Annotated in this window: 23 protein-coding genes; 6 read left to right on the top strand and 17 right to left on the bottom strand. The window is 48.5% G+C overall.

Annotation, left to right across the window (positions count from 1 at the left end):
* Window positions 1–73 precede the first annotated feature (73 nt).
* From SPIGRAPES_RS12525 to SPIGRAPES_RS12455, 15 genes are all read right to left on the bottom strand, one after another.
* Window positions 74–598 carry a FumA C-terminus/TtdB family hydratase beta subunit gene (locus SPIGRAPES_RS12525; RefSeq protein ID WP_014271114.1) on the bottom strand — a complete coding sequence of 175 codons (525 nt, stop codon included), beginning with the start codon at window positions 596–598 and terminating at the stop codon, window positions 74–76.
* A complete protein-coding gene (locus tag SPIGRAPES_RS12520) occupies window positions 591–1,454 on the bottom strand; it encodes a fumarate hydratase (RefSeq protein WP_014271113.1) in 864 nt (287 codons plus the stop codon). Before SPIGRAPES_RS12520 ends, SPIGRAPES_RS12525 begins: the two co-directional genes overlap by 8 nt.
* The gene (locus tag SPIGRAPES_RS12515; protein WP_014271112.1) at window positions 1,441–1,950 is read right to left on the bottom strand and encodes a VanZ family protein; all 510 of its coding nucleotides are present in this window, start codon (window positions 1,948–1,950) and stop codon (window positions 1,441–1,443) included. The genes SPIGRAPES_RS12520 and SPIGRAPES_RS12515 overlap by 14 nt, the downstream gene beginning before the upstream one ends.
* Window positions 1,947–2,942 (bottom strand): tRNA modification radical SAM protein MnmL/YtqA, encoded by a 996-nt coding sequence (gene mnmL / locus SPIGRAPES_RS12510; protein WP_014271111.1) that lies wholly within the window; start codon window positions 2,940–2,942, stop codon window positions 1,947–1,949. The genes SPIGRAPES_RS12515 and mnmL overlap by 4 nt, the downstream gene beginning before the upstream one ends.
* The gene (locus SPIGRAPES_RS12505) at window positions 2,942–5,173 is read right to left on the bottom strand and encodes a patatin-like phospholipase family protein (RefSeq protein WP_014271110.1); all 2,232 of its coding nucleotides are present in this window, start codon (window positions 5,171–5,173) and stop codon (window positions 2,942–2,944) included. Before SPIGRAPES_RS12505 ends, mnmL begins: the two co-directional genes overlap by 1 nt.
* Before the next feature lie 4 nt (window positions 5,174–5,177).
* The gene (fmt, locus tag SPIGRAPES_RS12500) at window positions 5,178–6,122 is read right to left on the bottom strand and encodes a methionyl-tRNA formyltransferase (RefSeq protein ID WP_014271109.1); all 945 of its coding nucleotides are present in this window, start codon (window positions 6,120–6,122) and stop codon (window positions 5,178–5,180) included.
* On the bottom strand, window positions 6,119–6,625 hold the full coding sequence (gene def / locus SPIGRAPES_RS12495) for a peptide deformylase (RefSeq protein ID WP_014271108.1): 507 nt from the start codon (window positions 6,623–6,625) through the stop codon (window positions 6,119–6,121). The genes fmt and def overlap by 4 nt, the downstream gene beginning before the upstream one ends.
* Window positions 6,626–6,666: 41 nt before the next feature.
* Entirely contained in the window at window positions 6,667–8,643 is a 1,977-nt protein-coding gene (gene priA / locus SPIGRAPES_RS12490) for a replication restart helicase PriA (RefSeq protein ID WP_014271107.1), read from the bottom strand.
* Window positions 8,643–9,392, bottom strand: coding sequence for a uracil-DNA glycosylase (locus SPIGRAPES_RS12485; RefSeq protein WP_014271106.1), 750 nt, complete (start codon window positions 9,390–9,392; stop codon window positions 8,643–8,645). The genes priA and SPIGRAPES_RS12485 overlap by 1 nt, the downstream gene beginning before the upstream one ends.
* On the bottom strand, window positions 9,385–10,230 hold the full coding sequence (truA, locus tag SPIGRAPES_RS12480; protein WP_014271105.1) for a tRNA pseudouridine(38-40) synthase TruA: 846 nt from the start codon (window positions 10,228–10,230) through the stop codon (window positions 9,385–9,387). The genes SPIGRAPES_RS12485 and truA overlap by 8 nt, the downstream gene beginning before the upstream one ends.
* Window positions 10,230–10,604, bottom strand: coding sequence for a holo-ACP synthase (gene acpS / locus SPIGRAPES_RS12475; protein ID WP_014271104.1), 375 nt, complete (start codon window positions 10,602–10,604; stop codon window positions 10,230–10,232). The genes truA and acpS overlap by 1 nt, the downstream gene beginning before the upstream one ends.
* Window positions 10,597–11,010: a YbbR-like domain-containing protein gene (locus SPIGRAPES_RS12470; RefSeq protein WP_014271103.1), complete on the bottom strand. Its 414-nt coding sequence runs from the start codon at window positions 11,008–11,010 to the stop codon at window positions 10,597–10,599. Before SPIGRAPES_RS12470 ends, acpS begins: the two co-directional genes overlap by 8 nt.
* Complete coding sequence (gene cdaA, locus SPIGRAPES_RS12465; RefSeq protein WP_014271102.1) at window positions 10,997–11,818, bottom strand: diadenylate cyclase CdaA; 822 nt, start codon at window positions 11,816–11,818, stop codon at window positions 10,997–10,999. The genes SPIGRAPES_RS12470 and cdaA overlap by 14 nt, the downstream gene beginning before the upstream one ends.
* Before the next feature lies 1 nt (window position 11,819).
* On the bottom strand, window positions 11,820–13,340 hold the full coding sequence (gene glpK, locus SPIGRAPES_RS12460) for a glycerol kinase GlpK (RefSeq protein WP_014271101.1): 1,521 nt from the start codon (window positions 13,338–13,340) through the stop codon (window positions 11,820–11,822).
* 83 nt (window positions 13,341–13,423) lie between these two features.
* The gene (locus tag SPIGRAPES_RS12455) at window positions 13,424–14,905 is read right to left on the bottom strand and encodes an ankyrin repeat domain-containing protein (protein ID WP_014271100.1); all 1,482 of its coding nucleotides are present in this window, start codon (window positions 14,903–14,905) and stop codon (window positions 13,424–13,426) included.
* 100 nt (window positions 14,906–15,005) lie between these two features.
* Between SPIGRAPES_RS12455 and SPIGRAPES_RS12450 the strand changes: the two genes are divergently transcribed.
* Genes SPIGRAPES_RS12450 through SPIGRAPES_RS12435 form a run of 4 tightly spaced genes read left to right on the top strand, consistent with a single transcriptional unit; the run spans window position 15,006 to window position 18,118 of the window.
* Window positions 15,006–15,962 (top strand): patatin-like phospholipase family protein, encoded by a 957-nt coding sequence (locus SPIGRAPES_RS12450; RefSeq protein ID WP_014271099.1) that lies wholly within the window; start codon window positions 15,006–15,008, stop codon window positions 15,960–15,962.
* Between the two features lie 44 nt (window positions 15,963–16,006).
* Window positions 16,007–16,351, top strand: coding sequence for a DRTGG domain-containing protein (locus tag SPIGRAPES_RS12445; RefSeq protein WP_014271098.1), 345 nt, complete (start codon window positions 16,007–16,009; stop codon window positions 16,349–16,351).
* Window position 16,352: 1 nt separating this feature from the next.
* Window positions 16,353–16,775 carry an ATP-binding protein gene (locus tag SPIGRAPES_RS12440; protein WP_014271097.1) on the top strand — a complete coding sequence of 141 codons (423 nt, stop codon included), beginning with the start codon at window positions 16,353–16,355 and terminating at the stop codon, window positions 16,773–16,775.
* On the top strand, window positions 16,772–18,118 hold the full coding sequence (locus SPIGRAPES_RS12435) for a [Fe-Fe] hydrogenase large subunit C-terminal domain-containing protein (protein WP_014271096.1): 1,347 nt from the start codon (window positions 16,772–16,774) through the stop codon (window positions 18,116–18,118). The genes SPIGRAPES_RS12440 and SPIGRAPES_RS12435 overlap by 4 nt, the downstream gene beginning before the upstream one ends.
* Here SPIGRAPES_RS12435 and SPIGRAPES_RS12430 read toward each other — a convergent pair.
* Window positions 18,081–21,035: an insulinase family protein gene (locus tag SPIGRAPES_RS12430; protein ID WP_014271095.1), complete on the bottom strand. Its 2,955-nt coding sequence runs from the start codon at window positions 21,033–21,035 to the stop codon at window positions 18,081–18,083. The two genes, SPIGRAPES_RS12435 and SPIGRAPES_RS12430, sit on opposite strands and share 38 nt — an antisense overlap.
* Before the next feature lie 85 nt (window positions 21,036–21,120).
* Here SPIGRAPES_RS12430 and nfo point away from each other — a divergent pair, with 85 nt between their 5' ends.
* Window positions 21,121–21,960: a deoxyribonuclease IV gene (gene nfo / locus SPIGRAPES_RS12425; protein WP_014271094.1), complete on the top strand. Its 840-nt coding sequence runs from the start codon at window positions 21,121–21,123 to the stop codon at window positions 21,958–21,960.
* A gap of 11 nt (window positions 21,961–21,971) precedes the next feature.
* Complete coding sequence (locus tag SPIGRAPES_RS12420; RefSeq protein ID WP_014271093.1) at window positions 21,972–22,751, top strand: glycerophosphodiester phosphodiesterase; 780 nt, start codon at window positions 21,972–21,974, stop codon at window positions 22,749–22,751.
* A gap of 1 nt (window position 22,752) precedes the next feature.
* On the opposite strand, the gene SPIGRAPES_RS12415 is transcribed toward SPIGRAPES_RS12420, so the two are convergent.
* Entirely contained in the window at window positions 22,753–24,180 is a 1,428-nt protein-coding gene (locus tag SPIGRAPES_RS12415) for a hypothetical protein (protein ID WP_014271092.1), read from the bottom strand.
* Between the last annotated feature and the right edge of the window lie 5 nt (window positions 24,181–24,185).

Here is a 24,185-nt window from a genome sequence, read left to right as displayed (position 1 = left end):
AGTGGCAATAAAACCATACCCAGCAAGATGCTTCATGCAAATGCGCGGTTTCTTGGGGGTATGCAATTACAACCTACAGTGAATAGACACTCCCTCCAAAACAGTCTATGGCTACGATAACCGGAAAATTTTCCACGGTAAGTCGCAATAGGGCCTCAGGCCCAAGGTCTGAAAAGGCTATTGTCTCGACTTTTGTAACCGTTGAGGCATAGAGCGCCCCGCATCCACCAAAGGCTTGCAGGTAGACTGCCTGGTTTTTCACAATGGAATCTACCACGGCTTTGCTCCGTGGACCCTTTCCCACCATGGCCTTGAGCCCAAGGTCCAAAAGCCTCGGGGAGAACGCATCCATCCTTGCACTGGTGGTCGGCCCACAAGATCCTATCAGATGCCCATTAGGGGCAGGCGAAGGACCCATGTAGTACATGGTCTGGCCCGAAAGGGAAAAAGGCAATGGCTCGTTGTTATCCAACAGGGTAACCAAACGACTATGAACTTGATCTCTGCCTACATAGAGTTCACCGCTAAGCAGTACCTGGTCAAAAGCCCGCAAGGACTGCACATCTTGGGAAGAGAGAGGAAGAGTAACCTTACGCATCTTCACCCTCCCATATCACGGTAGCCTTCCGGTCTGCCCAGCAATTGATGGAAACAGCCAGAGGAAGAGCGGCAATGTGGGTAGGTTCATATTCAACGGCGACATTGAGGGCGGTGACACGTCCTCCAAAACCACCGCTTCCTATATGCAGGTTCTGGACCCTGTCCAGAATCTCCTGTTCCAGGCTTGCATACTTTGGATTTGCATTCTGCTTCCCGCTGTCTCGCAGAAGAGCTCGTTTTGACAACAGTGCTGCACGTTCCATGGTACCGCCAAGGCCGACCCCAAGGAAAATCGGGGGACAGGGTTTTCCACCGGCAAGGCGGACGATTTCTTCTACTGCGTCAACTACCGCAGCACTGCCTCCTGTCGGGTTGAGCATCCTCACAGAACTGCAATTCTCACTTCCAAACCCCTTGAGCAAAAAGTGGATAGCCACAGACGATCCATCGACCAATTTCCAAGAAATGACAGGGGGAAGATTGTCAGTGGTATTCTTTCGCTCAAAAACAGGCTCAGCCACTACCGAACGCCGAAAGGAGGCCTGTTGTACAGCTTCAAGGCAACCACATTTGATGGCTTTTTCAATCAGGGTAGGAGACAGGGGACAATCTCGCCCCAAGTCTACAAATACGACAAACATCCCAGTATCCTGACACATGGGAAGCCCTTTTTGACTTGCAATCTCCAAATTATCCTTGATTGCCTGCAAAACCATGAGGCTTGCATCACTATGGACCTCCCCCATTCCCTTCGATTCTTCTTCAATGGCCCTGTCCAGACAGGCAAGGACATCGGGGGAAAGACTGACTACAGCCTGCCGCAAGGCCTCGGTTATTTTTTCAGAAAGAGTCATGTACCTCAGCCTCCCAATTCGGGTCATATAGCCAGGGACGGGTTACGAAAAACCCTCCGACTACCTTGAGAATCATCAAAGCGATTGCAACACCAACCACCAAGCCCATAACATCTGCAAAGAAATCCAGCCATTCACGGGAACGCCCGAAGAACGGTTGTATTACTTCGACAAAGGACCCGAGCAAAGCCCCTACAATGAGGGAAATCAAAATGGAACGTCCCGACCAGGAGGTCAGATGCAGCGTTGAATGGGCATTCTGGTCCCTACGAGGCTTGCCTGATCCTGGAATTTGCAGCGTTGCAAGGAAAAGTGAAAAACCCAAGGCAGTATAAGCGAGCATATGGTCGCCTTTGTCCGCGAAGGGAATCCAAGAAAACCGAGGATAAGCCTGTGTCGGGATCAGTGAGAAATAGAATATTGCAAGGACTGTAAGTAAGGTAGAGACAATTCCAACTATTCTGATAATTGACTGTAACGGTAGTCTTTTTTTCATGCCAAATCCCCTTGCGTATAATCTAGGTGCTCCATTGCCTTCTTCAGTGAAGAGAGAAAGGCACTTTTGTCGGGAAAATTTCTGGGGGCTACCAAACGGTGCTGGGGAGTCTCACAGATAATTCTTTCAATGACAATTTCCTTATTCAGGTGCCGTAACACCCCTATGCAATTCTCGATATGTCTTCGGCTCGAGGCCACGCTCACCTCACCCTCTGCATACCAGTCATTGAGCTTGGTTCCTCCACACACATCGAGATTGTGAATCTTCACCGCTTCACTCCCCACTTGGTTGATAAGGCGTGCAGTTTCAATATAACCCTGCAGGGATTCTCCAGGCAACCCGGTAATAACATGTGTACAAACACCGATGCCTCTCTCATGTAACGCTTTTACTGCCTGAATGTAACAATTTTTTGTATGATTCCGTTCAATCAATTCCAAAGTGGCATTATCAGCACTCTGCAATCCTAATTCTACCCACACTTTTTCAACCCGACCCTTATAGCTCTCCAGTAAATCAAGAATCTCTGGGCCAAGGCAATCCGGTCGGGTCGAAATGATAAATTCAGTAAAAGGTCCCTCATCCAGTGCACAGTCATACAAGGATTTCAAGGTAGCAATATCTGCATATGTATTGGTCCAGGCCTGAAAATAGGCACTGAACATATCCGCTTTATATCGTTGCCGTAAGAATTGCCTCCCCCGTTCAATCTGGTTCTTGACTGAAAGGCACCGTTGCTCCAGGGAAGGGACATCGAGAGGATCGGAATTGCTTACCGTCTCATTAAAGGAACTTTTATGGGTAAAGCCCCTCTCCTTTGTACGCTGGTAGATGGCGGAAGCCCCGGTACCGTCACAATAAATGCAGCCGCCACTTCTCTTGCGATCACGGTTAGGGCAGGAAAAGCCCCCGTCTATGCCGATGCGGTATACACGGCTTCCATAGATTTTTTCCAGATAGGGTCCATACGAATTCCAACGTTCACTCATCAAAGAATCCCTATAATGAAGGAAAGATTTCCCTGCATGCTGGCACCAAGACCGGCTATGATATTCCCGACAGGGGTCTCAGCCCCTATCATTAGGCCAAATCCGGCTTCCAGCCCGATACAGTCGGCAAAGAATGCCGGATCAGGTTCGATAGAGGCTGAATAAGGGTCATAGCCATCTGCCGTCCCAATTCTGCAAACTGCCATGACATGCAGGGGGAAACCATTCATTTCCCCAAGGTCATGCTGCCAGGTAAAACCTCCAATGATCATATCGCGCTTGAGAGTCCCCACACTGTAACCGGGCATACCGCAAAGCCCTCCGAAATCTACATAGGAAGAAAGCAATTGGTGGGGAAACCGTATGGTCGCGTATTGCAAATCCCATCTGACACTATCGACTTTCCTGACCACATATCTCTCACAGATAGAGGCTCGTACTGAATATAAAAGGACATCGGTACTGCCTACGGCGGCCGAAAATTCAGCCTTCAAGCCATCAGGGGAAAAAATCCCTTTCTGCGAATTCCATACCATCGACCCATAGAGTGTGGGAATAACAAGGAAGTGTGCATCATCCCAGGCATCTGAATCGATATACACAAAGGTAAACAGGGAGCCAGCATCAGCTCTGCCGTAATCCTTGAAATGAAGGTCTAGCCCAAGATCGAATAGAAACCCATGGTCAAGGTCAGCTTCACGGTTCCCATTGACTTTGCTGTCAAGAGGCGTCAGGCTTCCTTGTTGGACTGCCGTGTTGACCACGAAGTCCAAGGAAGAGGAAGGAGTCGCTATAAAGGGATATTTTGTCGCAAAATCCAATCGTAGGGTTTGCCCTACCGAGATAGTTGTATCGAAAGAGAAATCAGTAAGGAAAACATGGGAAAACAAAGCATTCAAATGGACTTCGGGAAGCGCCCAGCCAACGGCATTCGGGGTATTTGAAGAAAAGCCAAGGGTTCCGTTAACCCCCAGGCTGACCTTTGAGGAGGGTTCCTGGAAGGACCTGACATTTATCAGCAGGATGCCTCCGCTCTCATTTACCTCGGTCATATCATAACTTGCAGAGGACAACCCATAATTTCTCTTTATGCGATCAAGTGCCAACGAAAGATTATATTTTGTCGATTCATCCAGGCTACGGCCTATGAAGGAATCGAAAATCTCTGCCTGGGGAATCCGGAGAGCCTTGAATGAGGAGGTATCGATAATCTTGACTTCCCTGATAAGCGGATCAGGAAGTTGAAAATACATCCCTTTCCTTCCAGGGGGAAGGTAGGCAAGCGGCCTGTCCTGTTCGATACGTTTGGCCAGGTCACTTAATTCAAGCTCCTTGTCCACACAGGCTTCTTCCCCGATCTTGATTATTTCCTCGGCCTTGAAAAAATCCAGGGTCTTTATATCCCCGAGCTCCGGGAACAGCAGGATATCGGCCAGGGGATATTGTATGGTTACACCCGCTTGGGTGACCAATAAGAGGGTCTGGGTAATAACGGCAGAAAGAGAGTCCAACGATTCGGAACTGGTCCGCTGCTTCGCGTTCACATCGCAGGCAATGACTATGTCAAAACCAAAATCCTTTGCCAACTGGACAGGCATGTTGTCAACCAACCCTCCATCCATAGCATACTTACCGTCCTTTTGGGGATACGGAGTGAAAATAATGGGAAGTGATATGCTGCTCCGGATGGCAGTGACCAGCGATCCGTCCCTGTAGACAATCCGCCTTCCACTGAACGCATCGGTGGAAACACAGCGGAAAGGGACTGTAAGATCATCAAAATTGGTATTCTCGGGTATCTTCGAAAGCAAGGAATTCAAAAGCGCAAGGATTTTCTGGTCCCCGATCAACCCTGGGGCATTCCCGATCCCGGAGGAGTCGAAACCAAGTGAAAATACATTTTCGGGAATCTCGTTGAAAGCTTCCGAAACAGAATAGGATTTGCCCGAAGGGCTTTCTGTGAATAGAGCCATCATGTCAATATTTGCAACCATATTGCGAATATCCGAAGGGCTATAGCCGGCACAATACAACCCACCAATCAAGGCTCCCATACTGGTACCGAAGACCGTATCTATGGGAATCCCCTGTTTTTCAAGCGCTTCAAGAACCGCAATATGAGCAAACCCCCGAGCCCCGCCGCCACTTAATACCACAGCTACCTTCGGGGTTGCTGAAAACAAGGACAGAGAACATAAAACCATTACCATCGTAAGAAATCTTCTCTTCATCCTGTTATCCTAATTTTGATGCTATGAAATCCCTATTGCCATTGAGAAAAGACTGCCAGTCCATCTCTTTGCGTTTCTCCAATTGCATACGGTCCACCCAAAGCAGGCCCGACCCTGTTGCAATGGCAATACCTTTGCCTTTTTGGCTTTTCACGACCGTTCCGGCAACAACAGAAGAGGGAACCTCCTCTAAACCTGCATCAGAAAGGATGCCTTGTACTGAGGTAATCAGCAAGGACTGCCCTTTGAACCGGGTTGTCGCCTTTGGCCATGGGAGCATGGCACGAATCAAGGCATGTATTTCTTTGGCAGGGAGGGACCAGTCGATAACCGCCATTTCTTTGGTTACCATCTGGGTATACGAACTCTCGCCATTCTGCGGGGTGAAGGATACTGTCCCGTCCTTCACTTTCTGCAAGGTTTCCACTGCCAAAGGGGCAGCCTTTTTTTTGACGATATCGGTCAAGGACTGGGTCGTTTCATTACCGACTAAGTCAAATGCCTCAGTAGCTGCAATATCCCCGCAATCCATCTGGGAGGCAATGCGCTGAATGCTAATCCCGGTCTTGAAAAATTGATTCAGGATAGCTCCCTGAATGGGGGACGAACCACGGAGCAAGGGCAAGAGCGAAGGATGAATATTTAAAGTCTCTCCACTGAAAAGGGAAAGAAATTTAGGTCCAAACAGCTTTCCATAGGCAAAACAGACGAGCGTATCGCACCCATAGGAAGAAATAAGGTCTCGCGCTTCGGACTTCAGATGCTCCGGTTGCAATACCGGAAGACCAAGTTCCAAAGCTGCTACCTTTACAGGGGAAGGGACCAAGGCATTTCCCCTGGTCCCAGGCCTGTCGGGATTGGTAAGGACTGCACAAACACCAAAGGCTTGGTGGAGGGCACGAAGAGTCGGGACTGCTATCTCGGGAGTACCTGCAAACAGGATCCTCACGGTTTGACTCTCCTTTTCGAGCGAGTCTTCCGCTCATAGGCCCTTACGACTTTCTCTTTCTCAACTTCGGGCAACCTATTGATGAACAGTATCCCATTAAGGTGGTCGTTCTCGTGTTGGATAGCGCGGGCAAGGAGTCCTTCAGCCTTGATAACGAAGGCTTTTCCTTCAATGTCCTGGGCTTGGACCGTAACCTGCGCGGGGCGCTCTACATCATGCCAGACACCGGGGATGGAGAGGCAACCCTCTTCGGCGGAACTGGTTTCTATAGAGGTCTCGATTATCTGTGGGTTTACAAACGCACGTTTCTCAACGTTGCGGATATTGATAACAAACAAACGACTGGACACCCCGATCTGGGGGGCTGCAAGGCCCACTCCATCGGCTTCATCCAACGTTTCAAACATTGCATTGACGAGGACGCGCAGTCCACTGTCAAATTTGGTTACCGGCTGGCACTTCTGCTCAAGTACCTCTTCTCCGAGTGTATATATATCTAACATAGTTAGTCTATGATACCAAGACAAAGGTCAAAGCGTCAACGCTACAACAGTTGCAGGGGGTCCATATCTACTTCAATATAGATGCCCGAGGGGGCAGTGTATTGATGGAGCGCACTTGCAACCAGACGATGTGCCAGAGAGGCCTCAGTACCCATTACCAGGATATGGTGACGCCAGTTTGAGGCAATCTTTTCCAAGGGGCACTCACAGTTACAAAGGACTGTTGGGGCTCCCTCTACAGTAATCTGTGAAGCCAGCCCTTCCAAAAGGGCTTCAAGGCAAGCTGCCTGGGCGATGACTTTTTCCTGGTTGCGTCCCCTGACTACCAGATTGATCAACCGGCTATACGGTGGAAACCCGGTTTCCTTGCGCATAAGCAGTTCCTGGTCGAAAAACCCATCCACGTCACCGACCTTTGCATAGGCAACCGCGGCATTTTCCGGGTGGAAGGTCTGGATGATGACTTTGCCCTGGTCATTGTATCTGCCTGCCCTGCCAGAAACCTGCATCAATAACGAAAAAGTCCTCTCCTGGGAACGAAAATCGGGGATATTCATGCCGCTGTCTGCCAGGACAATCCCTACCAGCTCGACAGAAGGGAAATTCAACCCTTTTGCCACCATCTGGGTACCGAGCAGAATATCTATCTTCCCGTTGCGAAAATCATCAAGTACCGAAACCATGTGCTTTTTGTCCTTCGCACTGTCGGTATCGAGCCGGGCGATAGAGGCATTGGGAAAAAGAAGCTGTACTTCCTGCTGGACCATCTCGGTCCCGAACCCGCTATACCCGACATCAAGGGAATGACATTCGGGGCACACATCAATTGGTTTGCGCCGGTACCCGCAATAATGGCAGACCATCTCGTTGTGTTCCCGGTGGTAGGTCAAGGATACCGTACAGTTGGGGCAAACCATTTCATACCCACAGCTCTTGCAATGGAAAAAATAGGAATACCCTCGCCGGTTCAAGAAAAGGATAACCTGTTTCTTTTTTGCCAGAACCAATTTCATCTGTTCCTGCAGCGAGCGGCTTATCGTCCTTTTCTCGAATTTCATATCCACCACGTCAACTTGAGGGGGGACTCCCCCCCCTACCCGGTTATCGAGGCGGAGACAGCGCATCTGCTTCCCCTCTTTCATCAGGCTCCAAGCCTCAAGCGAAGGGGTTGCACTTCCCATAACCAACGTGGCTTTCATTTCAACACATCGCCTCTGGGCCACCTGCCGTGCATGGTAGCGGGGAGTATTGCCACTTTTGTAGCTGTTCTCGTGTTCTTCATCGATGATGACCAGTCCCAGGTTCTCAAAGGGAGCAAAGACCGCACTCCTGGCTCCAATGGCCAGCATTACCTCGCCGCTCTTGATTTTTTTCCACTGGGCAAGGCGCTGGCTTGGGGTCAAGGCAGAATGGAGAATAGCCACTTTGCCTGCGAACCGGTTAACTACCTGCCGTGCAAGTTGGTGGGTCAACGTTATTTCGGGAACCAGGTAGATGACCTGCTTCCCTTTCTCTATCATTGCCTCTGCACAGCGCAGGAATACCTCGCTCTTCCCGCTTCCCGTTATGCCATACAGATAAAACATAGGATGGGATCCTGAGAGAATAGCCTCTATAGCAGCAGCCTGCTCCGCTGAAAGATCCTTCACAGAGCCGATAGTCAAATCATCCTCACTCTCAAGAGCTGGGGTTCCACTGTCACGCCTGCCCCCAGGGATCATCATGCTTAACGCCTCACCTTGGCTGCACAGATAAAAACGGGACATCCACTGGGCAAGGTCCACTTCATGTTTCCCATAGAGCGGTTCTTTATCGACGATTCGCTTTATTGGCTTGAGTTGGTAATCTGCCTCGAAGGTTTCCAGAACATCAACAATATATCCCGTGATTTCCCTTTTTCCGAACGGCACTATAACCCGAAGCCCTACGCGCACAAGGTCCTCCAGGTCAGGGGGAACACTGTAGGTAAAACTCTGTTTCAAAGGAATATCGAGTACCAGCGAGAGAAATTTAGGCATCAAGACCTCCCCGGTATGGGGATTTCAAGGAAAGCTGCAATTTTTTTCATATCCTCCCAGACGGGGCGACGGAGATCAGGGTTTCTCAAAACTCCTGCAGGATGGTAGGTTACCAGCGTCGGAATCCCCTCATAACGGAAAAACCGCCCCCTCAACTTGCCTACCCCCTCACTAGTTTCGAGAAGGGCTTTGCTGGCCACAGCTCCACTGAGCAACAGCAATTCAGGCTTTGCCAGCTGGATCTGTCGCTTTATAAAAGGAAGGCAGGCTGCTATCTCATCCGGTTCCGGGTTTCTGTTTTCAGGGGGCCTGCACTTTACAATATTGGCAATATATACGTTTTTGGTCCTGGAGAGCCCTATCGAGGAAAGCCAGGAATCGAGATAGACCCCGCCGCGTCCGACAAACGCACGTCCGGAGGCATCCTCTTCGGCCCCGGGGCCTTCACCCACTACCATGAGGCGGGGAGGAAGAACCCCTTCGCCGAACACCGTATGGTTTCGTTTCTCACAGAGTTTGCACAGCGTACACCCGTCAACCATCTGTTGCAGCTGCTTCAAAGTACAACCTTGGGTAGAATTCTTGTCTATGGGTAGAGGAAGGAGGGAATCGACTACAGATGAGAAATCCATCAAAGGGGTCCTCTCTTTCTGCCTGCCTGTAATAATTTCTTCACACTGGTCACAAAGAACGAGGAATTCCTGCAGACTGGAGGCGAGAGCCTCACGTTTCATTTCCACTTCATTCATCGTTATTCTCCTCAAACCATGCGTATTCGTTTTCATCATAGGAAATCCTGAATAGATAGAGCCCCCAGGGACTTGCGGTCCGCCCTGCCTTGAAGCGGTCCTTGTCTGCCAGTGCCTGGGAAAATTCGCTTGCACTTCTCTTTTTCTCTGCATACTCTACCATCGACCCTACAAGCGACCTGACCATTTTGTAGAGGAAAGCATTCCCACAGATTGTATAGACCAGGACCTTGGATCCCCACCGGTCATTCTCATACGACCAATAGGACTCATAGATATCCCTCCACTTGCTGGGACAAAGATCCCCGCTTGCCGTAAAGGTAGTGAAATCATGGGTACCTTGAATCGCCTTAGCATATTCCTGTAATAGCGAGAAATCCGGGAATGCACGGATTTTGCCCACTTGATGGTCATCAAACGGGGTAATATCCTTTTCTTCCTTGAAATAATAGCGATACATGCGGCCCATGGAAGTGTAACGGGCATGAAAATCACCCCCCACTTCTGCACTTTCCAAAATACGGATATCCCGGTTGAGAAGCCTGTTGAGAGCCGGGGCAAAGGAAGTGCCTGCAATCCGCTTGTTTTCGACATCGAAATGACAAACCTGGCCGACGGCATGTACCCCGCTGTCAGTTCTTCCACTGCCTATGATGAGCACCTTTTCCTGTATCATCTTCTCGACAGCAAGTTCCAGTTCCTCTACCACGGCATGTGCATTGGTCTGTTTCTGCCAGCCGTTGTAGTGGGAACCATTGTAAGCTACCTTCAACATTATCCTGCGTTTCCCCTCTGCAAGGGGTTCTAGAGGCGGACGGTTCCAATTCGAACGAGGCATCAGGGATTCTCCTGTAACAGGACAATGGCTGTAGCCACCGGATTATCATGTGAAATAGAAAGTAATACCATACGATCTTTGACCAATTCCTTTGCTTTACCAAAAAGTCTCATCACAGGTTTTCCGTTTTCCAAAGAATCAACACAAACCTCAGAAGGGGAAAAACCTGCCATTCCCGTCCCCAGGGCCTTGCCCAAAGCTTCTTTGGCGGCAAAGCGGCCTGCCAGGTATTCGTTTCGTACAGCACTGGGAGCAGAGGACAAAAGCAAGGCATTGGCAACCTCTGCCTCATGGAAAAGCCTATGCAGTGCGGTACTGGAAAGGGAAGCCATTCGTTCGATGTTTACAACATCAATACCGATTCCGTCAATCATTACCTTCACTCCGTTTCAAACCAAAAAGGATGCGGACCTGAGAGGGTTCCGCAGAGATGAAAATACCCCCGTTATTGAATACATTCTCCTCATAATCAAGAACAATCGGGGCGGTGGCAATCCCGATTTCCCCTACAAACGAAAAATCGATAGAGGCTGTAATGTAGTCAGGATCAATAAGATAGATGATATCATCATTTCCTTTGATACTGATGTCCACCGAATTGGGAACCAGGCTTTCTGCAACATAGGAAGAAGGAAGGGTCACATTCAAGGGAATGGTTACCACCCTGGCCCCGATTGTCGAATACTGGATAAACAGGTAGATACCTATGGCAAAGACAAGCGAGAGGATTTTCGCCGGCCAGTCATAGATCAGATTCTGGAAATATTTATTCCGCTTCATCGGAGGATGCCTCCTGCTGTAATTCTTCAGGGGTTATATCATGATAACTGAACAACGCCAAGAGCATACGCTTGATAGTCAAAGGGTCAAGGTCGTAGTACAGATTGGCATTATACGTCATGCTGATGGCCCCTGTCTCCTCAGAGACTACCAACACGACTGCATCCGATTCCTCGGCCATGCCCAAAGCAGCCCGGTGCCGGGTTCCAAAGCTCTTCTTGATATCCGTCTGTTCACTCAAAGGAAGGTAACACCCCGCAGCGACAATCCTTCCGTTCTGAATGACCATCGCCCCGTCATGGAGCGGGGTATCATGGTCGAACACTGTCAGGATAAGCGAAGTGGAGAGATCTGCGTTGACCCTGGTCCCGCTGTCTATGATGTTTTTGATGCCCAGCCGCCGGGGGAACACGATGAGCGCTCCCCTTCTTTTATTTACCAGCACATTGCATGCATTGAGAATGCTATCAATCTGGTCTCCACTGGTTGTCTGCGTCCCAATGCGGAATATCCTGCTCCTTCCACTCCAAAGCTGGGTAAAGGATCTCCTCAGCTCAGGCTGGTAGACAATGCAGATAAAAATCGCAGTAGGAATCGTTATATTCTTGAAGAACCAGAGCAATACCTCTAATTTGAGGATATAGCTCAAGGCATAGGCAGAAAAAAGGGTGACAAACACCCGTATGATCTGCTGTGCCTTGGTCTGGGCAATCGCTTCGTAGAACCGGTAGAAGAACCAGGCAAGCACGCCTATTTCCAGGACAGGACGAATAAACGAAAAGAAATTTTGCAGGGCATCAGTCCACATTCTATGACTCCAGTTCTTCGCTATCGACAGAAATCCAATTGAGGGTACGGCTTACGGCTTTTCTCCATAATCGTATTTTCTTATCCCTGACACTTTTCTCCATGGTTGGTTTCCAGCGCCTATCTTCTTTCCAATAGGAAGCCAACTCATCCATATCTTTCCAGATACCTACAGACAGCCCTGCAGCGTAGGCCGCACCTAAGGCAGTAGTCTCTACAACCAAGGGCCGGATTACCGGGATACCAAGCAAATCTGACTGGAATTCCATAAGTGGCTCACTGTTGGTGAGACCACCGTCAACTTTCAAGGTGGTCATATGGATTCCGCTATCAACCTCCATAGACTCAAATATATCGTTTGCCTGAAACGCGGTGGACTCCAATATTGCCCGGCATAGATGAGCCCTCGTTGCAAAACCGGTAAGACCTGCGATTACCCCACGGGCTTCAGACCTCCAGTAGGGTGCAAACAATCCGCTGAACGCCGGAACGATATAGACACCTCCGCAGTCTGGCACAGAGGTGGCCAGTTTGTCCAGTTCCTGTGGGGAACTTACAATTTTTAGGTTATCCCGGGCCCACTGGACCAGCGACCCGGCGACAGCCACAGACCCTTCCAGGGCATAGACAGGTTTAGCATCCCCTATCTGGTAGGCTACCGTGGTGAGAAGCCCTAATTTGGAAGTGCAGAGTTTAGTCCCTGTGTTCACCAATAAAAAGCAACCGGTTCCATAGGTGCTCTTGCCCAGGCCTTCGGTAAAACAAGCCTGACCAAACAAGGCAGCCTGCTGGTCCCCAAGAATTCCGCAGACAGGGACTTCAGTACGGAAAGGTCCATTTGTAGAGGTATTGGCATAGACTACGCCAGAAGAGGGAACGATGGTAGGCAATGAACATTTTGGCACCCTGAACAAGGCTAGCAATTCATCATCCCATTGGCAGGTCTTGATATTCATAAGCATGTACCGTGAGGCGTTTGTCACATCGGTGACAAGGGCTTTCCCCCCTGTCAGATTCCAGGTCAACCAGGTATCGATGGTACCGAAGACAACATTCCCTTTCTCCGCTTCCGGGCGCAAACCAGACACATTATCAAGCAACCAGGCAATCTTGGAGGCTGCAAAGTAGGGGCTGAAAATCAAACCGCTTTTTTCCGTAAGCCAAGGCAAGTCAACCGTTTCCTTCAGCTTATTGATCAGCTCTGATCCCCGAAGATCCTGCCATACGATTGCATTATGCCAGACTTTCCCCGTTTTTGGATTCCAGGCAACAATCGTTTCACGCTGATTTGTGATACCGACACAGGAAATATCAGAGCCGGATGCTTCTACTTTTCTCAAGGTCTTGGTGATACATTCGCTGGCATTGTCCCAGATTTCCCACGGATCATGTTCCACCCATCCCGGTTCTGGGAATATCTGCTGGTGTTCCTGCTGGTTTGATGCGACAATCGACCCCTTTGTATCAAAAAGTATAAAACGGGTACTTGTAGTTCCCTGATCCAACGCTCCAATATATTTCATGAGAGACCTCCATTTGTTTGGGATAGTATAGCTTCTTGAAACCGTTTTTCAAAGGTAAAAAATGGGTTAAGGCGACGTCCGCCCTATTTGTGGCGCCTAATTGAGGGTCTTTTTCCTAAACACGTACCTTCGGCCATGACTTTCTCCAGCTTACGCTGGTCGATTTTGCTGATTTTGGTTTCCATAAGAATGGTTTCTGCACTCACATCGCGAGAATCCTTCTGGTAGAGGCTTGCCCCGTGTTTCTCCAAAAACCTGATAGCAGGGAAATTCAGATATCGCGCTGCAACCATAATTGCAGAGACACCGTCGCAATCGGTGTGGTTAACCTCAAGGTTTTCTTTTTCAACCAAGGTTTTCAAGAGTTCATAGCGTCCAAAACGGTCCGATACATTGCGGCGAATCCTTGAGAAATCATCGTTGGAAAGGAAAGTCTTGCCAGGAGGGAGTATTTCCTTTTCAAGGATTACCGCTTCAAATAACAAGGAGGAACCCTTGCTGTCCTGGCAATCCACATCAAGGTCAAGTTCATCCCTGAGCATTTCAAACATGTTCAGGCTTCCCGAACGAACGGCAACGAAAAGCAGATGATACTGATCATCCCTGCCCATAGTCTTGATCTCCGGTAGTAAGGAAATCAGCAACTTGACACTTCCGCTCTGCACAACGGCATCGATAACCCGTTTCCTGTTCCCCATGGGAGGTTCGTATTTGTAGATGAGCTTGATAATATCCAGATTGCCTTTGCGTGCGGCTATCTCAAGGATATTCTCTCCCATCGGGGCCCCCTGTTTCAAAAGATATTTTACAATTTCTTCCTTGCCGGAAAGCACAGCTTCCCTGAGCAAGGTGCCCGGGAGATCTTCCTTGCTCTCAAAAAGGATATCGGCTCCCTTGCTTACCAGATATTTGAGTACGTCAAGGTCTGACTTTGCCCTGACTGCCAATAAAAGGACATTGGACGGCAATTGGATTTTCGCCAGTTCCAAAGAATATTTTATCACTGACAGGCTGTTACTTTCCAATGCATAGGAAAGCACTGTTTTCCCCTGGGCGTCTGTATGATACAGATCAGATCCATGCGACACGAGCATCATGGCAACCTCGGTATTTCCCTTGGCAAGTGCATGCATGATAGGGGTTCTCCCCAGAAGGTCCTCGGCATTGACCTGCGCTCCCGATTTTAGCAGGAATTTTACAATGCCTACCCGCCCGGCTTGAATTGCCAGGGAAAGAGGCTGATCATAGTCTGTATCATTATTGACCGGGATTCCCTGTTGGACACAAAAGCGTACGACAGCAAGGTTCCCTGCCTCCAAGGCATACATCATGGCATTCCAGCCGCGTGAGTCTCTTGTCTCCAGAACCTTTATATCGGTAATCATTGCCTTGAACAGTTCAAGGTTGAAGGTAGTGGCAGCACAATGCATCAGAATAGTTGTATCGGGGACAAAGTTCGCATCGGCTCCCTCGAATACCAGGGCTTTTACCTTTTTGACATCTTCTTGGTTCACTGCTTGGTTCAGAGCCCAACCCAGCGCCTTAGTTTTATCACTTTTTGTCATTGTCTGCCTCTTTCTCCAGATTAAAGCCTTTGAAAGGAAAGAACAAGCAGGAAAAGGATTCCTTGTGTTTTTCTTATATCAGGACGTATAATTTCATCAAATGGACGAGACAAAAGGAATCGGTTTGGTTTTGGCAGGGGGTGGTGCAAAAGGAGCTTATCAGCTGGGAGTCTGGCAAGCTTTGAGAAAAGCCAACCTGGAAAACAGGATAACCCATGTTGCGGGAACCTCGGTAGGGGCGGTAAATGCCTGTATGTTCGCCATGGGAGATATCGGAAACGGCCATGCTGTCTGGGATTCCTTAAAAAAGAGGGATATCCTTACCTTTGAGAAAGAAGAGGGTGAAAGGCTGTTCAAAAAACTCTTTTCCGATTTTCCAAACCTTAGCAAGGAAAAGGTCCTGCGCGCTCTCTCAAACAAGCTTTCCTCAGGGGTTTTCTCTAGGGAGAAAATGAGGGAGATTATCGAAAACCATACCACCGATCCTGTGTTGCCAAACTGCCGGGTCCAAACCTATGCAACCTGTTTTTCTTGCACGGAAATGAAAAGCAAGTCATTTTTGCTCAATGATTGCCCTAAAAAGTTGGCCGAGTCGATCTTGCTCGCCAGTTCTGCGCTACCGCTCGTTTTCCCCGTTGAAACCATAGGTACTGAGCGGTTTTTGGACGGAGGGGTAACAGACAATGTGCCGGTCGGTCACCTCTACGAATTAGGTATACGCACGTTCATCGTCGTCCACCTATCGCAAAAGGGGCTTGTCGATAGAACCCATTTCCCAGAGGCCAGATTCCTGGAGATTATTCCCCAGCAGTCTCTGGGCAATTTTTTTAACGGTACGTTGAATTTCGACCAGAAAGCCATTCAAGGCCATATTGATCAAGGCGAAAGGGAAGCCTTGCATATGTTTCAATCAGTCATTTCACTGGAAGCTCTATTTGAGGGGCAGAGGGTACAATCCAATGGGGAAAGCGAATCTGAATTCATGGAAAAACTGAAGCTTGCCCTGTTGAAACCCCTTAAGAGCAACACAGACGCAAAGAACAGTAGCCAAAAATAGTATTTTGCTACCGCATTGAATCATGACATGGTATACTTGACCCCATGAAATTGAAAGACATCATTGCAAGCGTAGAGGGAGTTCTGGTTTGCGGGGAATCTCACCTCGAACAGGAAGTAAAAAGTGGCTTTGCCAGCGATTTAATGAGCGATGTACTTACCTTACTGGAAGACGACATCCTCTTGATTACCGGTTTGTCAAACAACCAGTCAATCAGAACCGCTGAAATGAGTGATATCAGTAATATTTTGCTTGTCAGAAATAAAAGGCCAAGCCAAAGCATGATAGATATGGCAAAGGAACTGGATATCGCATTGGCATACACACCTTTCTCTCTCTTCAAGGCTAGCGGGCTGCTGTATGCAAAAGGGTTAGAACCGGTATATTGAGATGCATGAAGAATTTACCGTCCCCTCGAAGGATTTTTCTGTTGCAGGGGTTGCTTCCAGCGAAATTAAACGTCTGTTGAAGCAACTCGATATTTCTCCGCAAAAAATCAAGCAGATTATCGTTGCAACCTTTGAAGCAGAGGTAAATATAATTGCCCATTCCTATGGTGGCAAAATTATTTGCAATATCGAGGAAGAAGGGGTATCGATCGAGGCCATAGATACGGGTCCAGGAATAGAGGACCTAGAGCTGGCGATGACCGATGGATGGTCGACAGCCAGTGCCGAAGTTCGGGAAATGGGATACGGTGCAGGGATGGGGATGTCGAACATCAAAAAGAACTGTGATTGCCTCGATATCTACACGAAAGCAGGCGACCATACTAAAATATCCATGTATTTCAAACTGGGAGAAAATTCGTGAGCGAAAAGCCCTTCCACCACAGTCTGTATGTCAGGGAAGATCTCTGTAAGGGGTGCACCCATTGCATGAAGCGTTGTCCCACAGGTGCAATCAGAATCTCCGGGGGAAAAGCCCAGATAATCAGTGAACGTTGCATCGACTGCGGCCAGTGTATGGCTGTCTGCCCAAACAATGCGATGGCCATAGAACAGAGTCTTTTCGGGCAATTGCTGGAATATACCAACAGGGTTGCAATCATCCCAGCGGTGTTCTTTGCCCAGTTTCCTGAAATCTATTCGCAGCAACAGATTTGCCGTGCTTTCTACGACTGTGGATTTACTCACCTCTATCTGGCCGAAACAGGCGTCGATATCCTAAAATTAATGGAGGCAACGGAAAATAACCAGGAACTTCCGCTGATCAGCAACTATTGCCCTTCAGTGCAACGCTTGATCCAGATTCGTTACCCGCTGCTATTGGAAAACCTCAGCCGGAAAAGGACCCCTGCCCAGATAGTGGCATTGTTTGCCAGAGCCGAAATTGAATCAGAATCGCCGGGCGAAAAAAACGGTATTTTCTATATAACCCCCTGTGCTGCAAAAATAGCACAGATCAAAACGTTGGGCTCTGAAGACAACACCCTATTCCAGGGTGTCATCAATTTCGATACCGCCTATAATATGATACGCAGCCTCCTGACCAAAAACAGGAAGCTCTATGCACAGGATACGGAAACCACCTTCTCCTTTCCGCTTTGCAGCGCAGAAGCCGCCATCTGGTGTCTGGTAAAGGGGCAATGCAGTTCGATCAAAGGCAGATCCCTTGCCGTGGATGAGATGCACAATGTCATAGAGTTCCTTGAATTACTGGAGGAGGAAGAAGACAACAACCTTGACTTTCTCGAGCTCGAAGCCTGTGCACAGGGGTGTGCCGGGGGAATTTTAACGGTGAGGAATCGTTTTCTTGCCATCGAGCGGTTGCGGCATTGGTCGCTGAGTCTCCCGGAAAAACTTCCGAAGGAACTCGAGTTGAGGATTTTGAGACAAGCAGAACGCTTAAGCCCTCATTTGTACCTGGAACAGCCAAAACCAAAGACAACAATGAAGCTCGACAAGGATATGGCAAAAGCCCTCCATAAAATGGAAAAGGCTCGCCAAATCCTTGCAGTTCTCCCTGGAATCGACTGCGGTCTCTGCGGGGCCCCGACCTGCAAGGCTTTAGCCGAGGATATCGCAAAGAGCGAGGCAAGCATCCGCCAATGCGTAGTACTCAAACTCAAAGACCCCAAGGAACTGAACTCGCTTGCCAAAATCTGGGGTGAACGCCCTACAGGGGCAACCGTACAGAAGGGCGATCGAGAATAGGGTTTTTATCCTTCTCGGTCGAAATAAGCTGCCCACCTGCCAAAGCCACAAACGAATCCTTTTCCCCTGCATTTTCAATCAAGGCCTTTGCCCCTTCATTGAGATCCTGTGCCGTGATTGAAAGAAGCTGGGTTCGTCTCTTGGACCGGAACTCATCCGTTATATTGTAAAGAATCCTTCTAAAGGACAGGATGGCTTCCTGGGAAGGAGAAAGCGGCTTCAAATCCTCACCAACGGTAGAGATCAGGGCGTTTTCAATATGTTTCCAGTCAATTTCCTTATCAGTATAGGTTTCCAGCACTTTCTTGAAATCAGACAAAGTCCCAGCGATGCGGGGGTCCCGGTAGGAAGTGAACAGGAACAACTGTTCTGTTACATCGGCATGGGCAGACACCCCGTAGGCACCACCTTGTCCGCGGACAACTTCCCATAATTCATTTCCGCTCAGAATCTGACCTAGCAGTACCTGGGCTGCCTGAAGGGCAGAACCACAGGGACTGCTTTTCATGACATAGGCACAATAACTGACCGTGGAAGGTAACCGGTACAAGGCAACCGAATGGGGTTCGCTCTCTACTACATCCCCATACGTGCGTTTGCGTGGGACAGGAACTTCGCCTTCCGGGAATTTCTCCAGGAATTTTTCAAGGGTTTTGGTCAACTTCTTATAATATTGCTCATCACAGGTCAAGTGAAGTGAATATCTATTCCGGTTCGAAAGCACTTTCTGCAAGGAGAGCAATTCCTCAGCGAGCGAGGGAATCTGGTCGTCGGTAATAGTCCGCAGGAAGAACCACTGGTGAAGTCCTGAAAGCACTTCACCTTCATGCTGTACGGTATTCATTACCGAGGCAGCAGCCAAAGCGGCAAAACTATGTGCATTGTAGGTGACATTGTCCACATAATCTGTTTTCAAATCAGAAAGGGCTGCCGTGATACGCTCCTGGTCACCGACGTTGGCATTCTGGAGCAAGTTCCCGATAAACTTCATCGCCTCGGGAAAATCCTCAACCAAGGTTTTGGTACGGGAAAGTACCATGATACGGTCAAAAGAACCGTCTAGGGACGATCCGCTTTCAAGGTACATGCTAAAGTCACCGGTAAGGTGGCGCAGGATATTGGCTACCTGCGGATAGGTAAGGTCTCCAAGGCCTGTCATCTGGACCAACCTGAGATACAGAGGCATAAGCATAAGCTCGCGCTCACTCAAATCCTCAAGCTGGATTGCAAGATCGATATAGACAATCCCGTTGCAGAACAGGGGACGGAAAAAGAGATCCCTGCCAGATAGCATAAGATGCTCATAGGTATTGGTCTTGATTTCCTTGGGAAGGTCTTCCAGATGCAGACGGGGAACGGTTGCAAGCGTTTCCGGCGTATCACCATCCTGTTCGAATTGCAAAAAATGTGCATTTTGTTCGGCTAGGGTTTTCAATCCTTTTTTGCCAAGTGCGTCATACTGCTGTTTGGCATATTTGGCAATGGCACTCAACTGCCTTTTCTGGTGCTCCTTGTCAGGGACAACGGTGACCAGACAACGGTGAGGGTTGTCCAACAAATGGATTTGCATCCAATTTTCGAAATACCTGCTGTCTTCTTTGAGTGCGTTCTCCAAAGCCTCGAGGGGTTTTGAGATACCGATTGAAGAAGAGGGGCTCAAGCCCATCATCCAACCACGGAGGGAACGTAATAGGGCACGGATTCCCAAAGGGACTCCGCCAGGTATTTCCTGCAGTTTGAACCGTGCTCGTTTCATACAGGCGTCTATAACCTCACGGTCGATGCCCTTAGTTACGAGTTTCTTGATTTCGGCAAGGATACAGGCTTCGGCTTCATCAGCCTTTTCCTGCTTGATCCCCTTGAACCCGACGACAAAAGGCATTTGCCTAAAATCGGCACTCATACCGCTCTCGGGGGAGACATCGAGGCCAAGCTTGGTATCAAGCAAAGCTTTGTAAAGGGGAGATCCTGGGTTGCCAAGCAGGATATCAACCAGCGTTGACAAGGTAACGATTTCCAAGGGGTCGCTGATTTCGGACGTTGCCCAGGAAAGCACAACCGAGGAGTTTTCCTCACCTTCCCCTTCTTCAACGGGACTGGTAAACGTAGATTTCCTTGGAGCAGACCAACTCTGTGCACAGGGAGGGATCTCATCGACTTTTATCATTCCTGATGTTCTCAGGTATTCATTATCCAGATACTCCAGCTTTTCCCCAACTTCAAGTTTCCCGTAAAGAAAGAGCCTGCAATTGGAGGGATGATAGAATTTTCCGTAGAATGAAAGGAATTGCTGGTAGTCGAGCTTGATGATTTCCTCAGGAATTCCTCCCGATTCATAGCTATAGAGCGTATCGGGGAAAAGAGCCCTGACACTCTGTCTTCCGACAATGCTGTCATGGTCTCCGCCGTCTCCAAGCATTTCATTGTAGACCACTCCTTCAAAATGACAGCTATCCTCGTCGCAGACAAGTCGAACCCCTTCCTGCTGGAAGGTTTCCTCACGAAGCAAGGGGGCAAACACTGCATCTGAATAGACACTGAAGAGGTTCTCGAAATCTTCACGCAAGGGACTTGCAGCAGGATAGAGTGTCTTGTCAGGATAGGTCATCGCATTCATGTATGTGTTGGTACTTCCCTTCAAAAGGGTCATGAAAGGATCGCGTACCGGATATTTTTTTGATCCGGCCAAAACACTGTGTTCAAGAATATGGGCAATCCCGTAATCGTTGCTGGGGGTCGTTCTGAAAACATATCCAAAAAACAACTCGGTATCATCGTTTACGACTTGATATACTTCCATTTTGGTCGCAATATGCCGAAAAAGATATCCTGTTGCCTTATAATCTTCCAGTGTAGTAATTTCCACCAGTTCAAACCCAGATACTATGCTTCCCAAAGACCACTGTGTTGCACCCATGTTACTGTTGCTCCTATTGTAAGAAGCAACAGTATCATGACTTACGGTGATTGACAACCCTCGTCTGAAAGGCTACCTTTTTTGCATGTTGTATGTAGGTGCCCACACCAGTATTGCCGGAGGGTTGGAACAGGCTGCACTCCAGGCCAAAGAGCTTGACGCGACAGCTTTCGCGATGTTTACAAAGAACCAACGACAATGGGTCTCGAAGCCCATCGAAGAAGAACAGGCTTCCCTATTCAAAGAAACCTGCTCCTCACTCGGCTATACAAAACACCAGATTCTCCCGCATGACAGTTACCTTATCAATCTGGGAAACCCCGATCAGTACAAACGAGAGCAAAGCCTCGATGCTTTTATTGACGAGTTGAACCGTGTTGTCCTGCTTGGTCTGGACAAACTCAATTTCCATCCAGGCTCTGCAGTAGACAAAAGTGACCGCCAGACTTGCCTTCGCCTTGTTGCAAAGTCCTTGGACGAAGCCCTCCAGCAAGTGGATTCGGTATTCGCAGTCCTTGAGACAACGGCAGGCCAAGGAACCAGCGTTGGTTCAACGTTTGAGGAAATCGAAGAAATCCTGCATCTTTGCAAATACAGGGACCGGCTGGGGGTGTGCATCGACACCTGCCATATCTTTGCTGCAGGGTATGATATCAGGACACTGGATACCTTCTCGGCTACGATGGACAATTTTTCGAAAACCATCGGTTTCGAAAAGCTCATGGGGATGCATCTAAACGATGCAAAATCAGCACTCGGCAGCCATGTGGACAGGCATGCAAGCCTTGGAAAAGGCTCTATCGGATTGGATTGTTTTTCCTTCATCTGCAAGGACCCGCGTTTTTCTGGCATCCCCCTTATTCTGGAAACGCCCGATAGCAGCTGCTATGCGAGTGAAATAGCGTTATTGAAGTCATATTCCTAAAGGAGTCCTGCATGAGACCTTTTTTTGAAAAAACTAACAAGCCGATGTTATTCGGTCACCGAGGATATTCCGAGATTGCCCCGGAAAATACGTTGCCTGCATTTTCGCTGTGTGTAGAGAAAGGCATTCCTGGTGTCGAGCTTGATGTACATCTCTGCAAAACAGGAGAATTGGTTGTGGTGCATGACTCAAACCTCAAACGAGTAAGTGGAAAGGATGTCATTGTCGAGGAACTGACCTTTGAGGAATTGCGTAAGCTCGATGTGGGAAGTCATAAAGGAATGGAGTATGCAGGTGAGCAAATACCGTTGCTTTCCGAGGTGTTCCAGATTTGTGGTGACAAACTCTACTATGATATCGAACTGAAGGCCTCCAATACAAAGAATATCGGGCTTGAACAGAAGACCTGGGACACCATCTGTGCCTACAATCTGGAAAAGCATTGCATGATCAGTTCGTTCAACCCTTTTTCAATTTTGAGGTTCAACCGATTGACCCACCATGCCTTGCCTTCTGCAGTAATTTATGATGAGGGGAAAGGAGTTCCCAAGGTATTCCGCCATGGGTGGGGACGGCATATCGCCCGCTGCTCATACCTTAAGCCAGACAAACAACAGGTTTCAAAAGAAACCATGCATAAATTCCACGAAAAGAAAGGCTACCCGATTTGTACTTGGACAATAAATTCAAAAGATGAGGCAAAAGCCCTATTGGAACTCGGAGTCGAGGGAATCATAAGCAACAATCCTGGCGACCTGCTTAATCTGGTCAAACAATATAAAAGAGGTTGATTCAGAAAAGATACTGGGAGAGAAGATACGAGGAGATCATTCCGAATTTTCGAAAAGCCTCGTCGCGGGCCTTTGAGAGATCATTATCGAAGGCCACTGCCTCAATATCCAAGGTATCCCCAAGGATTTTTCCCGATTCAAGATTCCATAGCTGCACGGTGCCAGAAACAACCACGGTGTTTTTCTGGCCAAATAGCTGCTCGTCGACTACCCCTACCCTTCCCAACATGAAAAATTTGGCATCCTTGCCAAGTTTCCCAATCTCGGAAATCAACTCTTTACCCTCAGATGAAACAACATAGGTAGGTTCTACATAGATTGAGTCAATGGAAAATTCATTGCACATTGCTTCAGTTGCAACATGGGAAGGGAGAAGCTCTCCCTGGGATGAGTATTCATGGATATCGGCAAAGATTCCGGATGCCTGCAACGGGGAAACAAGGGAATAGGCAAAACTGACACGATTCTCCAAAATCACATCCTTGAGTCTCTGCATCTGTTCAGAAGTCAGCACCTCTTGCAGAAATGAGAGAGAGTCATCAAGGTCAATACCGAAAATGATGGTACCACTTCCTGCTATCCCTTTGTTGTAGGGAAGAAAGGTAATATATCCGTTGGCTGCAGTATTGAATAAAAGACTGTCGGTATAATTGCGCCCCAGGCTATTGCGTGCCGAAAAGCTTGCCTTGATGGGGGCATTCGACACCTTGGGGGATAGCAACCTGCTTTTTCTTCTCAGATAGACAGTACAGGTTGCCTTGCTACTGTCCGATTTTGCGATGGAAAACCGCATCGAGGCAATAATCGACTCCGCTTTCTCAAGCAACGCATCCACTTCGTATTTCTTGTCAGAGACCAAGCCCGTAGAAGATTCTGCAGCTGCCTGGAGATAGAGTCTGACAGCTTCGACGTCTTTGTTTGATCGATAGGCAGTCTCGGCATCCGCAATAAAACCGGCTATGGCAGAATCGCGTTCCAACATTGCATTGAAAACATCTGTTCGTTTCGAAACGATTTTAGCTGTTTCGGCGGTAGCCATGAGATAGGCATTTGACCCATTCTGGTCTACTTTTTCATATTCATGTGTAATTTTCAAGCCAAGGTCGACAATAGAATCGGTGGTAGTCAATTCACGGTAATAGGCTTCAAGTACATCTTCCCCTACAAACGTGGAAAGCTGGTTGAGTATGTCTTCGTAGGCAATGAGCCGCGCGTTGAACATAACATTCGCATTTCCCTTTCCGACAAAAACAATCTGGTTTACTTTCGCCTCCGGCTGGTACACCCAGGAGGGGACCCCTTCGACAGAAGAGCGTACGAGGTTTGAGATTGAGGAGCAGGAAGCGAGCACCAAGAGGAGGAAAACCATGGCAAGTGCCAGAAATACGTTTCTTCCCTTTGCTTTCTTTTCAGCATGTGTCTGTTTCATAGGTA

This window comes from Sphaerochaeta pleomorpha str. Grapes (assembly GCF_000236685.1).
In the GTDB taxonomy this organism is placed as follows: Bacteria; Spirochaetota; Spirochaetia; order Sphaerochaetales; family Sphaerochaetaceae; genus Sphaerochaeta; species Sphaerochaeta pleomorpha.
The sequence above is the reverse complement of the archived record's forward strand: the minus strand, read 5'-3'. Positions and strand labels throughout refer to the sequence as shown.

Coding starts and splice junctions, on each gene's coding strand:
- SPIGRAPES_RS12525 (WP_014271114.1), bottom strand. CDS start 598: ATGCGTAAGGTTACTCTTCCTCTCTCTTCCCAAGATGTGCAGTCCTTG.
- SPIGRAPES_RS12520 (WP_014271113.1), bottom strand. CDS start 1,454: ATGACTCTTTCTGAAAAAATAACCGAGGCCTTGCGGCAGGCTGTAGTC.
- SPIGRAPES_RS12515 (WP_014271112.1), bottom strand. CDS start 1,950: ATGAAAAAAAGACTACCGTTACAGTCAATTATCAGAATAGTTGGAATT.
- mnmL (WP_014271111.1), bottom strand. CDS start 2,942: ATGAGTGAACGTTGGAATTCGTATGGACCCTATCTGGAAAAAATCTAT.
- SPIGRAPES_RS12505 (WP_014271110.1), bottom strand. CDS start 5,173: ATGAAGAGAAGATTTCTTACGATGGTAATGGTTTTATGTTCTCTGTCC.
- def (WP_014271108.1), bottom strand. CDS start 6,625: ATGTTAGATATATATACACTCGGAGAAGAGGTACTTGAGCAGAAGTGC.
- priA (WP_014271107.1), bottom strand. CDS start 8,643: ATGCCTAAATTTCTCTCGCTGGTACTCGATATTCCTTTGAAACAGAGT.
- SPIGRAPES_RS12485 (WP_014271106.1), bottom strand. CDS start 9,392: ATGAATGAAGTGGAAATGAAACGTGAGGCTCTCGCCTCCAGTCTGCAG.
- truA (WP_014271105.1), bottom strand. CDS start 10,230: ATGCCTCGTTCGAATTGGAACCGTCCGCCTCTAGAACCCCTTGCAGAG.
- acpS (WP_014271104.1), bottom strand. CDS start 10,604: ATGATTGACGGAATCGGTATTGATGTTGTAAACATCGAACGAATGGCT.
- SPIGRAPES_RS12470 (WP_014271103.1), bottom strand. CDS start 11,010: ATGAAGCGGAATAAATATTTCCAGAATCTGATCTATGACTGGCCGGCG.
- cdaA (WP_014271102.1), bottom strand. CDS start 11,818: ATGTGGACTGATGCCCTGCAAAATTTCTTTTCGTTTATTCGTCCTGTC.
- glpK (WP_014271101.1), bottom strand. CDS start 13,340: ATGAAATATATTGGAGCGTTGGATCAGGGAACTACAAGTACCCGTTTT.
- SPIGRAPES_RS12455 (WP_014271100.1), bottom strand. CDS start 14,905: ATGACAAAAAGTGATAAAACTAAGGCGCTGGGTTGGGCTCTGAACCAA.
- SPIGRAPES_RS12450 (WP_014271099.1), top strand. CDS start 15,006: ATGGACGAGACAAAAGGAATCGGTTTGGTTTTGGCAGGGGGTGGTGCA.
- SPIGRAPES_RS12445 (WP_014271098.1), top strand. CDS start 16,007: ATGAAATTGAAAGACATCATTGCAAGCGTAGAGGGAGTTCTGGTTTGC.
- SPIGRAPES_RS12440 (WP_014271097.1), top strand. CDS start 16,353: ATGCATGAAGAATTTACCGTCCCCTCGAAGGATTTTTCTGTTGCAGGG.
- SPIGRAPES_RS12430 (WP_014271095.1), bottom strand. CDS start 21,035: ATGGGTGCAACACAGTGGTCTTTGGGAAGCATAGTATCTGGGTTTGAA.
- nfo (WP_014271094.1), top strand. CDS start 21,121: ATGTTGTATGTAGGTGCCCACACCAGTATTGCCGGAGGGTTGGAACAG.
- SPIGRAPES_RS12420 (WP_014271093.1), top strand. CDS start 21,972: ATGAGACCTTTTTTTGAAAAAACTAACAAGCCGATGTTATTCGGTCAC.
- SPIGRAPES_RS12415 (WP_014271092.1), bottom strand. CDS start 24,180: ATGAAACAGACACATGCTGAAAAGAAAGCAAAGGGAAGAAACGTATTT.